Source organism: Qipengyuania triglochinis (assembly GCF_054655615.1).
In genome coordinates, this window is record NZ_BAAHND010000003.1 from 232,364 (window position 1) to 245,395 (window position 13,032).

8 protein-coding genes are annotated in these 13,032 nt (G+C 58.6%); all 8 read right to left on the minus strand.

All coding sequences use genetic code 11. The annotated features are described in order from the left end of the window. Positions 1-2,166: a TonB-dependent siderophore receptor gene (locus ACYQ0G_RS12860; protein ID WP_460103253.1), complete on the minus strand. Its 2,166-nt coding sequence runs from the start codon at positions 2,164-2,166 to the stop codon at positions 1-3. Positions 2,167-3,972: 1,806 nt separating this feature from the next. Continuing rightward, positions 3,973-5,019, minus strand: a complete 1,047-nt coding sequence (locus ACYQ0G_RS12865) for a Leu/Phe/Val dehydrogenase (protein WP_460103255.1) — start codon at positions 5,017-5,019, stop codon at positions 3,973-3,975. Between the two features lie 136 nt (positions 5,020-5,155). Then, a complete protein-coding gene (locus ACYQ0G_RS12870) occupies positions 5,156-5,632 on the minus strand; it encodes an Lrp/AsnC family transcriptional regulator (RefSeq protein WP_460103256.1) in 477 nt (158 codons plus the stop codon). A gap of 7 nt (positions 5,633-5,639) precedes the next feature. Further along, a complete protein-coding gene (locus ACYQ0G_RS12875) occupies positions 5,640-6,839 on the minus strand; it encodes a dipeptidase (RefSeq protein ID WP_460103258.1) in 1,200 nt (399 codons plus the stop codon). After that, on the minus strand, positions 6,836-8,419 hold the full coding sequence (locus ACYQ0G_RS12880) for a serine hydrolase (RefSeq protein WP_460103260.1): 1,584 nt from the start codon (positions 8,417-8,419) through the stop codon (positions 6,836-6,838). Before ACYQ0G_RS12880 ends, ACYQ0G_RS12875 begins: the two co-directional genes overlap by 4 nt. Next, the gene (locus ACYQ0G_RS12885) at positions 8,412-9,560 is read right to left on the minus strand and encodes a YkvI family membrane protein (RefSeq protein WP_460103262.1); all 1,149 of its coding nucleotides are present in this window, start codon (positions 9,558-9,560) and stop codon (positions 8,412-8,414) included. The genes ACYQ0G_RS12880 and ACYQ0G_RS12885 overlap by 8 nt, the downstream gene beginning before the upstream one ends. Further along, positions 9,557-10,600 carry an N-acetyltransferase DgcN family protein gene (locus ACYQ0G_RS12890; RefSeq protein ID WP_460103264.1) on the minus strand — a complete coding sequence of 348 codons (1,044 nt, stop codon included), beginning with the start codon at positions 10,598-10,600 and terminating at the stop codon, positions 9,557-9,559. Before ACYQ0G_RS12890 ends, ACYQ0G_RS12885 begins: the two co-directional genes overlap by 4 nt. Positions 10,601-10,613: 13 nt before the next feature. Beyond that, positions 10,614-12,944, minus strand: coding sequence for a TonB-dependent receptor (locus ACYQ0G_RS12895; protein WP_460103266.1), 2,331 nt, complete (start codon positions 12,942-12,944; stop codon positions 10,614-10,616). Positions 12,945-13,032: the final 88 nt, after the last annotated feature.

Here is a 13,032-nt window from a genome sequence, read left to right on the forward strand (position 1 = left end):
TCAGAACCCCGCCCGGAAGCCAACGGTTGCGGTGCGCGGTGCGCCCGGCTGGACCCACAGCTGGGAGTAGCTGTTGGCATACCAATCTTCGTTGAATACGTTCGCTATCGTGCCGTAGAGGGTGACATTGTTCAGCAACTCGACCTCCCCGAATAGTCGAACCAAAGTATGATCGGGCAGGAAGAAATCGGTGCCGGTCGCGCCCAGCCGATCGCTGACATATTGCACGCCGCCGCCCAGTTTCGCGTCGCGGCCGGCCAGCTTGAAAGTCTTGGAAGCTTGGGCGTTGAAGGTGTGGTCGGGAATATTGATCAGTGGATCGCCTGGCTCGATCACGAAGGAGAAATTCGGGTCGAGCACGCTGGAACGCGATTCTGCATCGACATAGGCATAGCTAAGCAACACATCGACGCCGCCCGGCAGGCGGCCGTCCACATCCAGTTCAACCCCGCGGCTGCGCGCTTCGCCGATAGCGACCGAAAAGCCGGGGTTGTTAATGTCGCTGGCAAGGACGTTGCTCTTTTCCAACTGGTATAGGGCAAGTGTACCGTTGAGCGCGCCATCCAGCATTGTAAGCTTGGCCCCCAATTCCATCGACTTGCTGATTTCCGGATCGAAGATGCGACCCGTGACGTCGGTACCGATATTCGCGCGGAAGCCCTCGCCATAGGCGGCATAGAGGGTGACGGCTGCCGCCAGTTCATAGACAAGCCCGAACTGGGGACTGATCCGGTCATCCTTGCGCTCGCTGGTCACATCGGTGAGGTAATTCTCGGTCCGCAGGGTATAGTCGTCATACCGCGCGCCGATACGGATCTGCAGGCGATCACTTAGTTCCACCTGATCCTGGATGAAAATGCCGGTTGATTTCTGCAGGTCCAGCCGATCATTGTTCGGCAAAGGCGTGGGCAGCGGAAAGCGACCATAAACCGGATCGAGAATATCGATTATGTAGGCGGACTCCTCGCTCGGATTGCTACCTAGTGATGGCGGGCGGACACGCCGGAAATCCTGATAATTCTCAAACTCGTCATGGTCGGCCCCGATGAGAATGCGGTGGCGCAGGCCGCCCGTTTCAAACTCGCCGGTGATCTCGCCGCGAAAGACCTGCTGCTGAGAATCATACAGGCGGGAACGACGCTGGCGCGAAAGCGACCGGCCATCGGTGAAGATCGGCTGGCGCGATCCCGCAAGTTCGGGATCGGAAGATGTGCCAGTCAGCAGCGTGTCGCGAATATTCGCGCCTAGCAGCATGCTCCACCGATCGCTGAACTCGTGCTGCAGGCGGAGCTGATGCCCTTCGGCACGCGCGACATGGTCGCCATCGCCAGGCTCACCCAAATAGCGATCCCGTGGCACAGTGTCGAAATCGCCGTCCAGCACGACTATTCCGCGGTCGAATGGGACTTCAACGCGCGTCTTTTCGAGATCATACGTAAGGCGGGTATCAGGCCCCAGCGCGAAACCGATCGAGGGCAGGAAACCCCAACGATATTCCTTAACCGTATCCCGGAAGGTATCGCCATCCTCGGCATAGGCTATGATGCGGGCGCTCACCCCATCGGTGACGGCAAGATTGACGTCGGCTTCGGAGCGCAGCCGTTCGAAGCTGCCAAATTGCAGACCGAACGTACCGAATGTATCGCCGACCACCGCTTGCTTGGTGACGAGATTAACCGTGCCCCCCGGCTCGCCCCGACCAAGCAGCGCAGCTGCCGGGCCTTTCAGCACTTCGATCCGTTCGATCCCTGCGGTATCGCGCTCACCGCCAAAGCCGCGCCCGCCATTGAAGCCATTGACGAGATACCCAGTCGGAATGTTTTCATCACCCGCGAACCCCCGGATCGCAAAGGAATCCCAAAGGCCGCCAAGCGTGTTCTGCCGTGCGATCGAAGCGTTCAGGTCGAGCGCATCGTTTAGACGCACCAGAGAATTTTCTTGGAGTGTCTCGGCAGAGATCGTGTCGATCGACTGAGGAATTTCCGTAAGGGCAAAGTCGCCACGATAGGCCTGACGTACGCCAGTAACGATAATTGCAACCTCGTTACCCTGTGCATTGGGATATTTCGCATCGCCGTTCGCTTTGGGCTGTGCAGCAACTTGCGTCGGCGCAACCAAGAGCGTCAGCGAAGAAAGAGCCGAACTGGCGAGAAAACATTTGGTCATCGGAAGCTCTCGAAGGAAAGAGAAAAGGGACGAGATAGTGTATCGTGGGGAGCGCCCTACTACCGCCCAAAGTTGCGAAGTCAATGTTATGTTGTACCATACAGGGAGGGCGCTCCCAACTTGAACGCTAGCAAGCTCCGGCGGTATTTCTGGTGATGGTTACTACGTACATGACATTCGCGCCCGGTCATTGCTCGCTCTATGTCGGCGATAGCGCCAAGCGGAGCACCAAATGAACTAAGCTTCTGAAACGTCGGGATGTTATTCGCCTGCTAGACTAGAAGGCTACTAAATCGCGAAATGCGTAGCACCCCGTTCTGCCCAATTGCGAATTACAGGATCGTCTGGCAGCTTAACTCTGAACCAGTGAGAAGGAGACGCACCCGGCATATCTGCCACGCTGAAACGTTCGCGCAGCAGCCATGCCCATGGCGCAATTGATGCACCACACGTTCGAGCATCTTGGCTTCGTTCCGTAGGCCCGCTTCGATAGCCGGGTCGGATCCTTGCCCAATTTACTATCAGTATCGGCTCAATTCCGCACTATTAACACAATATCCAAGAAAGATAAGCCTCACGGCGTGCAAACCGACTGTCGGCACCGGCATGCCGCAGAATAGGATCGGTCAGGTAAAGCACAATAGTCCTGCGCTATCGGATATATTCGCGGGCATCGACAAGGTGAGGGACTTTCGACGAAGTAAGGGCCCTTCGTTTCTGGTTGCGGATCGTCCGGATCACGTCCGCTAGTACCATTGGTTTTGCATGATTGAGACTTCCTGAATATCGACATCCGCGCCCAGCAAACGACGAGACTAACAATCGTGTGTCACTTGGATTGGGCCGAATGGTATAGTATCGTCACCATGTTTCTGGTTTCGTTTCCTGTATCGAACGCGCAGAGAAACCCTCCTGACAGTTTGAGACAGTGGCAAAGATAGCACGACAGGACAGGCTTATGCGGCTGCTTAGCGGCCCTACGACGGCTGCCCTCGCCTCCTAAAGCCAAGCAACTGGCACTGAAACCGAGAGCTCGACATGCCAGTTCTATCACGACATCGCCACGCTCGATGCCCCTGTGTGCGGATCGATAGCGTGGCAGGATACGGCTACATTCTGACGGAGGCCGCCGCGATGCCTCAACGACGCGTCTAACCCCTGGAGGTCAACGCGCTTTTATTCGCGAAAGGCAACCTCGACCATTTAGTTGGCGAGCGGCTCGCCACGGCCGGCAACGGTGTGTTGGCGCGGATTATCGCTTACCTAACCGATTGCCAATCGCAGAGATACATGCATGCAATTACGGAATTATGGCTTCCTCCGGTGGAGCGATCCGACATCACGGTCCATTTCCAATTACTACGCGAAGGCTGATTAGGAAAAGGTATTCACTTCGCTTTTCGCGACAAGCAGGATCACCTTCTTAAACCCGAGATTTTGCACCCCGGTCTATCGTACGAGCCAACCCGGTTTTTCGTCGCGGGCTGGTGTCTTCTGCATAAGAGTAACCGCTGTTTAGAAGTCTCGCATACAGAAACGCTTATCATGGGCCACAAGAGCTTCCGCCCATGCTGCGTCGATCTCTTGAGACGCTCCGGGATATTGCCCCTGATGGAGTGGAAAGCGCAACAAGAACCAAAGCGACTGAAGTGAGCTTTTTCGGAAAATAGGGTTCGTTCAAAGCACCCGCCGCCAACAAGCCGTGATCTAACCCCTCATCGATGAGACCGAAGGCTCAAGTATGGCATTCGGAGCCGGTATATCCAGATCATCGTGATTTGCTGAGGCGAGGCGGCGCCACGTTCCTCATCTCCTGCCATGAGAGAGCTTTGCCCGAGCCAAGCAGCAGGCAGCACGGTGCGGAGGAAGGCCGGACACTTCGGCTTCTTCGAATACCCTCGCGAGTCGCTCACCGCTTACCTCTACGCGTTCTTCGACTTCGGCGACTTCCCAGCCGAGATATTCGGCGCACACGTTGATAATTCCCCCTGCATTCACCACGTAGTCTGGCGCATACAGAATATCACGCTCGGCCAGCATGTCGCCCGCTTCCGAGGTCGCCAGTATGTTGTTAGCGGCACCACAAACGACGGCTGCCCGGAGCTTCTCGACGTTCTCCTCGGTCACCACTGCTCCCAGCGCGCAGGGTGAGAAAACATCGCACCGCGTAGAGAGAATTTCGGACGGGCGCACGATCTCGGCTCCATATCGACAGGCGACACTCGCCGCCACATCGCTCCGGACCTCGGTTACAATCAATCGGACACCGGAGTCGTGGAGAAGGCCGCAAAGCGAAGAGCCCACATGACCCAAGCCTTGCACCGCCACCGTCAGGCCGGTCAGCTCGGTGCGAAGCTTATGGCGCACCGCTGTTTGCATAGAGCGGAAAACGCCCAGTGCGGTCCATGGGGAAGGATCGCCGCCAGCCTTGCCTCCTTTCGGCGTCAAGCCAGCCACGTAGTCCGTTTGGCTTCGTACCTCTTCCATGTCCGCAACGCTCGTACCCACGTCCTCGGCAGCGACATACTGCCCCTTCAACTCTGCAACCTTGCGGCCAAATGCCTCGAACAGTCGCTTGCGGTCGAAATCGCCTCTGGGCACATTGATGACGGATTTGCCACCACCCAAGGGAAGGTCCGCCATTGCATTTTTGTAGGCCATTCCTTCAGCGAGCCGCAGACCATCACTCATCATCGCGCCCCTGTCATCATAATGCCAAAGCCGGCACCCGCCGGCGGCGGGGCCGAGACGAGATGAATGCAACACGATGACCCCGTCGAGGCCGCTCGCCTCGTCCGTTACGACATGAACTGCTTCGGGCGGACATTCTGGATCAAGGCGGGAATTTTGCATCGTGGATCTCCGTTGTTTCGGAGCCACTTGTGGTCGAGTGCAGACGGATTTTTCGTTCTAATACCGGTTGGAAGTTCAGCGGAACCGGTAGAATTGACCCGAATGGTCGGCTTTTGCGGTTTATTCACCCGGTCGATCAATCGACCGGCAGACAGGTTGTCCATTTGATTTCCGACAGCGCGATTGTCGAGTTGACCTCTTGAACACCCGGCAGGCGCGACAGCCGATTAAAGAAGAACCGTTCGTATGCCTCGATATCGGGTGCCACTACTCTCAGAAGGAAGTCCACCGGCCCCATCAACACATGACATTCGAGCACTTCGGGAAATGCTTGGATGGCCTTCGAAAATTCGTCCAGATTGGCGCGACCATGCGCGTTGAGCTTTACCTGGGCAAAAATCTGGGCATTCAGCCCCACTTTCTTGCGATCGACGAGTGCAACCCGTTTTTTAATAAAGCCTTCGCGTTCCAGCCGGTCGATCCGCCGCCAGCAGGGTGAGGTGGACAGCCCGACCTTTTCCGCAATCGCGGTATTGGAAAGAGATCCGTCTTCCTGCAGCACTCGCAAGATCTTTTTCTCAAATCGGTCGAGGGTCGCGCTCTTTGTCATCATGCCCTCATCAATCGCGTCGGTGGGCCTCCGCTTCAACTTCGCGCATGATACGCAGCACATTGCCGCTCGTCATCTTCTCGATATCTGCAGGTGAATATCCGGCGGCGAGCAAGCGCCCGGTTACCACGGGCAAAGAGGAGATCTCCATCAGGCCCTCGATGCCGCCGCCACCGTCCCAATCACTGCCGAAGCAGACGTGATCGACACCGGCGACCTCGATCATGTGCAGCAACGCTTCCATGTATCGGTCGAGGTCGATGTCCCACAGCGGCTGCGTCCTATCGAGTTCGCGCCACTCGGCGATCAGGTCGCGCTGCTGGGCCGGCGACATGCTGGCGATATTCTCGTACTGGTCGAACAGTTCGCCGCGTTCACCGCTCAGGTCGAGCTCGCTCATGAAGATGGTCGACATGCAGATCGCCCCGTCCTTCTCGGCAAGTTTGCGGATGCGCGTATCGTCGAGATTGCGCGGGTGGTCGTAGGCCCAGCGCGGCGAGGTGTGCGACAATATGATCGGCGCGGCGGAGAGTTCGAGCATCTGGTCGAACACCGCGTCCGATGCGTGGCTGCCGTCAATGACCATGCCAAGCCGGTTCATCTCCTTCACCCACTCGCGGCCGAGCGGGCTCAACCCGTTCCACTTTGCTACGTCAGTCGAGGAATCGCCGAACTGGTTGGTCCCGGTATGAACCGGCCCCGCCATGCGGACGCCGCGATCATAGAACTCCTTCAGCAAGCCCAGATCATTGCCCAGCGGATAGCTGTTCTCGATCGACTTGAAGCCGATCAAACTGCCCGCTGCCGCCAGTTTTTCTGCTTCGGCGACGGTGGTTGCCGGGCGGATAATGTCGGGAAACTTCGCCAGCTCGCTGTCGATCAGATCCGACCGGGTTCGCGCATGGGCGAGCGCGTCGGCATAGCCCTTCGCCGTCAGCGGGCCCTGTTCGGTATAGATGACGAAGAACCCGCCATCGAGGTAGCCTTCTCCCATCCGCCCGAGATCGACCTGCGCGATGTCGTTCTGCTCGGTATGCGCTTCGGAGAAATCCCACCCCTCACGCCCGAAATTGAGCGCAGTGTCGAGGTGCGTATCGAGCACCAGCAGGTTGCGATGGACCTCCATAAGGTCGGCCTCATCCGCAGGCACGGTGGCGCATGCGGTAAGTGAGGTCGCCGATAGGGCCAAGATGAGTGTGCGCTTTGTCATTCCTGCTTCTCCTTGACGGGGCGAAGGTCGAGATCGCGATAGTCGTAGCTGAAGTCTGCAAGGGGCGAGGCTGCTTCCATCGCCACCCGCTCGATGTTGCCATTGGCGTCGAGCCCGAAGGTCACCAGCGCATTTTCAAGCGAGGAATCGGTCAGTTCGGTCTTGAAGGTGTCGTATTGGTAATGGACCAGCGGCCCCTCCATGCGGGGATTGGTGGTGAAGTTGATCCACAGCCCCCCATCACGCTCGCTTACCACAACATCGCCGTACCACGGGTCGCGATAGGTGCCGACGTAGCGCGCGACCGGAAGCGAGGGGCCGACATTGGCGGGCTTCTCCTCCCTTTGCGCTAGGAACGCCCTGCCCACTTCGAGCCGCTCCGCGACGAAGGCGTCCCACTTGGCAGGCCAGTCGTTGGCCGGAAGACCGAGGTAGTGGTCCAGCAGTTCGTAAAAGAGCCCGCGCCGCAACGCAGCCTCTTCGGAATTGATCATGATCGCGATGCCGACATCCTGATTGGGCAGTAGCGCGACGAGCGTGATCGCGCCGAACACGCCGCCGCCGTGCCAGATCAGCCGCGCGCCGCGATAATCCTGCACCTGCCAACCGAGGGCATAGGCGGTGTAGTTCGGATTGGCCGGAGCCAGATCGCCCGGCCAGTCTTCGTTCGGCATGGGCGTGACCGGCGTCCACATTTCCTTCGCGGCGGCTTCGCTGAACAGCCTGCCACCACCCAGCATTGCGCCTTGGGCGAGCTGAATCTTTAGCCACTGCGCCATGTCCGTCGCGCTCATCGCCAGCCCCCCGGCAGGCATAGCATTGCGACCCAGCTCGTCCCGCTCATTTAGGACAACGTTCGGTCCGAGCCCGCGCAGTAACCCCGTCGTGCGTGCGTGCGGTCTGGCACGGTTTTCGACGGCATATCGGCTATCGTAGTCCGATTTGGAATCGACCATGCCACCGGCCCGCAGCACCCGGTCGAAAACGTATTGCTCCCAGGTCTCGCCGGTCATCTCCTCGATCAATTGCCCGGCGACGATGTAGAGAATGTTATCGTAGGCGTAGGACGAACGGAAACTCGTCGCTGGTTCGATATATCGAAGGCGCTCGACCGTGTCCTTTCGCGATAGGTTGGAGCGCGGAACGAATAGCAGGTCGCCTGCGCCCAGCCCCAGTCCGCTACGGTGGACCAACAGGTCGCGTACGGTCATCTCCGCAGTCACCCATGGGTCGTTCATCCGAAACCATGGCATATGGTCGATCACCTTGTCGTCCCACGAGAGCTTGTGTTCATCGACCAGTGTGGCGAGGGCGGCGACGGTAAAGGCTTTGCCGGTCGAACCCGTTGCAAAGATCGTATGGGCATCAACCGGTCCCTCTTCGCCCAATTCGCGGACGCCCCAGCCACGCGCCAGAGTGGTCTCGCCTTGTTCGACGATTGTAATCGCGATCCCAGGTGCGCCGGATGCTTCGCGAAGACTTTCGACGCGCTGTTCGAAACCGTCTGGCGGTGCGGCCTGCACATTGTGTGCGAAAGCAAAAAGGATCAGAGCTACGGCGTATTGGATCGTCCTATGCATGGTGTTTTCCCGATGCCTGTGTCCGAAAGGCACGCGCTGACCAGAGCCTGTAAGCTCCGATTGTCAGCAGCGGCAGGATGAAAGTGAACAGGAAGACGCCCGCCATAATTCGGTAGCCTGAAGCGATCAGCTCCACGAGGCCAATCGAGTTGGCGACGAACATGCAGCCGGCGAGGACGGAGATGGTCAAACCGGGGCGGAACCACGGGGACACAGGCCGTTGCGGGTCAGAATTTTGTCGCCAGGCGACTGCCCGCTCATTCAGCGCGTGGATCACGCCCACGCCGCTTTCCAGCAACGCGCCGAATACCATCATCTGGAAGACGAAGCGAAAGACAGGGCTGCCGAGGCGCTGGAGAACGTAGTCCGACGGCAGCGTCTCGCCCAGTATTGCGGGATAGAACCCGATCATCGCGACGAGGAAGGCCAGCGCGGGAAGCATTGCCATCGGCCCCGCTATCATGCCTGCTACAAACGCCTGACGTCGGGACGCCAGGTGCCGCAGAACCGGCAGTATCATGATCGCTGCGACGATATTGTAAATACCGTAGGTCAATCCGCTTACTGGCCAGCCGAATTCGATACCGGCATCCGCGAACGCTTTGTCCATCTGCCCCCCGACCCGGCTGAGAGCGAGAACCAGGAAAGCCGCATAAACAAGGTATAGGAAGACCGAGACATACTTAAACATCAGTTCGACGGCCCGCTCTCCGAGGCCGGCAACTAGCGCGATCGCAGCAGCGAGGACAAGCGTGCCCACAAGTGTCGGAGCGCCAACAAGGCTCGCTCCAACCTCGCCCGCGGCGGCACCGAACACCGCGAGCAGCAGGATCGAAAAAAGCAGAAAGCAAATCTCGAAGACGATCGCGCCGCGACCCAACAGTTGCGAGATGAATGCGCGGTAATCGTAGGATCGGGTCTGCTGCGCGAAAGCGAACGTCAACGCTGAAACGATCGTCCAGACCCCCGTTGCCAGCGCCATGGCAAGAAAAGCTCCCAAAGGCCCTAGACTCAGAAAATACTCAACCAACTCGCGACCGGTTGCATAGCCACCACCGATGATGACCCCTTTCAGAGCGAAAGCAGGCAGGAGGTAACGCTGAAAGAACGTCACTCCGCCCGCTTCGCTCTCGCCCCTCATGCGAGGCAGCAATCGAGCAGGCGTTCGAAGGGCCGTCCGCCACGCATTGGGTCAGCCACCGGCATTCCGTGTAGCCGCTGCGATTCTGTAGCGAGAACTTCCGCAGCCTCCTCTTCCGGAAGGCTGGACGTATTCAAGCTTATGCCGCCGCACCGTATAGCAGGGTTAGTGAGCGAACCGAGGCGGATTGTGAGATCGATAACCTCCTCGACGCTGGGCAGTTGATAGCCGTCCAGCCCTATGATCGTTTTTCGTGTCGGGTCGTGACACACTACGAAGACGTCGGGCTGACTGCCATGAAGCAGGCCGAGCGAAACGGCAGCATAGGCGGGATTGAAAAGAGAACCTTGTCCTTCGATAACGTCCCAGTGATCAGGAGCTGCATCGGGAGAAAGAACCTCAGCCGCGCCGGATTCAAAGTCAGAGACTACGGCATCCATTGGGATCCCACTTCCCGAAATCATGATGCCCGTCTGGCCCGTTGCGCGAAAATCGACATCTAGCCCCCTTTCATCAAAGGCGCGTGCTAACGCGAGAGCCGAATATTTTTTGCCAAGCGCACAGTCTGTCCCGACCGTAAGCAATCGTTTACCGGATCTTTTGCGTCCCGTCCCGACCGGAAGGTCGTTTGGAGGGCGGCGGATATCGATGAGGCGGCGACCTGTCCTCTCCGCGGTTTCCGCGAGGACAGGTATCGAGCCGAGGGGAGTGTGCAGACCGCTCACGATATCGAGCCCGGCTTCCAGTGCTTGCGCCAGAGAATGGCACCAGCTTTCAGGGATGATACCGCCCTGATTGGCAACCCCAATAACCACCGACTTCGCCCCCTTTCGGATGGCCTGCTGGGGTGTCATCTGCTCCAACCCCACGCTCACCGCGGCGCCTTCGATCACCATTTCCCCGACACAGAGATCGGGCGCCCAATCGACCAGACCGAAGGCAGTCTTGGCAAAGCCCTTCTCGGTAATATCTCCGAGAAAAAGCAGATAGGGTGTTGGCAGAACCGTGGCGCATACCTTGCGCTGGATCGGTAGGTTCATCTCTGCCTGCCGATCAGAATTCGGCGCCGACCGTGACACCGTATGTGCGCGGCCGTATGGGGGCAGCGGATAGCGTGGTGCCGGGCCGCAGAAGGAAATCGCCCAGGCCCGTTAGGCCGCGAGAGTTGGTGACGTTGCGCATGTAAGCGTTGATGCTGAAACGCTCCAGCCGCACTCCCGCGCGGAGATCAGCCGAAGCGTACCCGTCGAGTTTTAGGCGACGACCGAAGGCCTCTTGATAATTGGCATCGAAGTTGCCGGCCTGATCGCTGACAAGCCTGACATTACCACCGACAAAAGCTGTCGTTTCGCCCCCGAGAGACCATTCATAGTCGGCGGCGAAATTCGCCGTCCATTCCGGCGCATACGGCAGTCGATCGCCAGCAAACCCGCCATTCCCATCCGGCAGGTCCTCATCGAGCTTGGCGTCGCTATAAGCCATGCTCGCGACAAGGTCCAATCCACGCGTTGGCCGCAGTGTCGCGGTGATTTCGGCTCCCTTGCTGGTCGCCGTCTCGCCATTGCCATCTGCCCCCACCGGGCCGATATCGGTGTTGTAGGTGACCAGCACCTGGATATCTCGCCAGTCCAGATAGTAGACCGAAGCGTCGATGGAAAACTCCTGCCCCGGCGTCTCCGCTCTCACGCCTGCTTCGTAGCTGATCAGCGTGTCGGCATCGAACTGAGTGGGGAAGCTCGAGCCCGCACCGGGTGGCACCACGTTCGGCCCACCGGGACGGTATCCCTTGGCAACTCGAGCATAAAAGGTCGTAAGATCTGAAATTTCGAACCGCGGCGCGACCGACCAGGTAAACACATTCTCTGACGAGTTACCTTCGACAATTTCCGGCACTTCGTCGGGCGTCGCACCTGACAAAACCAGCAGCGAGCCGTCCAGTATCTGCGAGGTCTCTTGCTCGTTATGGCTATAGCGGCCCCCTGCAGTAATATCGAAGCGGTCCGACAGAAAGAAAGTGACGCTGCCGAAGGCGGCATATTCCTCATATTCGGAATCAAGCGTCGCAGTCAGGAAATCATCGAAGACGATGCCCGGCGCGAGCTCGAGCGTTGGATCGAGGGGTTGCGGTTCGTTCAAGGGGAATGGCGTGTACGCTTGGAGGAGGAGGCCCGTTTCCTTGGTGTAATACCCCCCAACCAGCCATTCGAACCGATCACTCACAGCGGAATCCAGGCGCAGTTCCTGCGTGAACTTCTTCTGAGAAGCCGAGGCGGGGAACACTACGCCGAGCGGCCCGGCATCAGGATAGAGCCCGCCGAACACAGCGTCGGCAATTCCCGGCAATTGATAGGTGACGTCGTAGGCCTCGCTCTGGTCAAGCGTACCATAGCTGGTGACAGAGGTAAGAGAGGCGGGGCCGAAATCCCAATCGACGGTTGCGCTATAAACGCGGTAATCGACATCGTTCTTCTCTGGAAAATATTCCGTACGGACAAGGCGCCCGTCCAGCGGTGCGCCCGTCGCCGGATCTGTTTTAATCGGGTCATGAGTGAGCGGATCGACATCGAAGCTCGCCTGCGAATTCGCCCGGATATTTTGCGCGAGCGCAGTCAGCCGGATCGAGAAGTCTTGGATCGGCTCGAAAAGTAGCGATGCCCTTCCCCCGTAACTATCGAAATCGTTGGCGTTCTCGCGATCAATTCCGATCGTGTCGATGAAGCCGCCGGACTTGCGGTAGTAACCGCTGGCGCGCACCGCCAAAGTATCTCCCACAGGGACATTGGCGACGACATTACCGCTATAGCCCGGATCGCCGCCTTCGGTTAGCTCCACCCCGGCGCGGACACGAGCCTCATATTCGCCGAGTTTCGGCTTCACGGTGACAAACTTGATGAGACCACCAAGCGAGTTGGCCCCGTAGAGAGTACCCTGAGGTCCCCGCAAAACTTCGAGCCGCTCAATATCGAACGTGTCGATATCGCCCGCCAGCACTGCACCGTTGGCTTGCCCGGTACTAGGGCTAAAGGGCGTCTCATCAACATAGATCGCGGCAGTCGGGCTTGCTCCCCCGGTGTTCACGCCGCGAAGGATTATGCGGGTCTGACCCGGGTTGGATTGCTGAAGGCTGAGACCGGGAACTTGCGCAGCATAGTCCACGAAGCTCGTTGCCTGCTGCTCTTCCAACTGCTTTCCGCCGAGAACAGAAATCGACTGCGGGATTTCCGCTAGCGTCTGCTCCCGCTTTTGTGCGGTAACCACAATCACCGTGGGCTCTCGGGCAATAGTGCCCGGCTCCGACACGCGAGACTCCTGAGCTTGCGCGCTGGCGGTCGAAGCCAAGATCGCGATGACCATCATGCTACTGCCGAACTGCAAATATCTCATCGTGATTTCCCTCCGCCCCTATTGGGCCCCTCGTGTCGCCATCGAGCCAAAGACCCGGAATTTCTCAATAAGACATTGTTGTCCTGAA